Origin of the sequence: Methylobacterium sp. WL19 (assembly GCF_008040005.1) — a bacterium.
Lineage (GTDB): Bacteria > Pseudomonadota > Alphaproteobacteria > Rhizobiales > Beijerinckiaceae > Methylobacterium > Methylobacterium bullatum.
Map to the genome: position 1 here is coordinate 1 of NZ_VRVC01000303.1, position 591 is coordinate 591.

1 protein-coding gene and 1 riboswitch are annotated in these 591 nt (G+C 69.5%); the gene reads left to right on the forward strand.

Annotated elements, in window-relative coordinates; genetic code table 11:
* Positions 1 to 126: riboswitch (cobalamin riboswitch) on the forward strand. This riboswitch is flagged as partial in the annotation.
* A 109-nt stretch (positions 127 to 235) separates the two neighbouring features.
* On the forward strand, positions 236 to 591 hold a 356-nt coding region (locus FV220_RS26330; RefSeq protein ID WP_348642108.1), incomplete at its 3' end, for a TonB-dependent receptor plug domain-containing protein.

The window sequence follows — 591 nt, forward strand, 5'->3', positions numbered from 1 at the left end:
GGCTGCCCCCGCAACTGTAAGCGGCGAGCCCTTCGCCACCGACGTCACTGAGCGGCCTCGCTCGGGAAGACGGTGAAGGGCAGTGACCCGCGAGCCAGGAGACCTGCCGTCAGTCGTGGTCACACGCGAGACACGCTGGGCGGGGTGCCCCGGCGGGTGCGGAAGCATGCGCGTTGCGCGTGGTTCGGCCTCGTTCGCGGTGACGTGCCACTGCCGTCGCCCGAGGCCCATCAACGTGTCCCGTTCACCGTCCATCCCGCTGATGTCCGTGCTGGCCTTGTCCTGCGCGATCCCCACCGCCGTCGCAGCCCAGGGGGCGCGCTCTAGCGAGACCGCCGTGGTGCTCGACGCGCTCTCGGTCGAGGGGACCCTCACCGCCACGCCGACCTACCGGGTGCCGGACCTCTACAGCGGCACCAAGACGATCACGCCCCGCCTCGACCTGCCGCAGCAGGTCGACGTAATCCCCCGGGAAGTCCTGATTGACACAGCCGCGACCCGCGTCGAGCGCGCGCTCGACTACGTGCCCGGGGTCGGAAAGCAGAACGATTTTGGCGCTCAGAACCTCGCCCTCTACTCCGTTCGGGGATT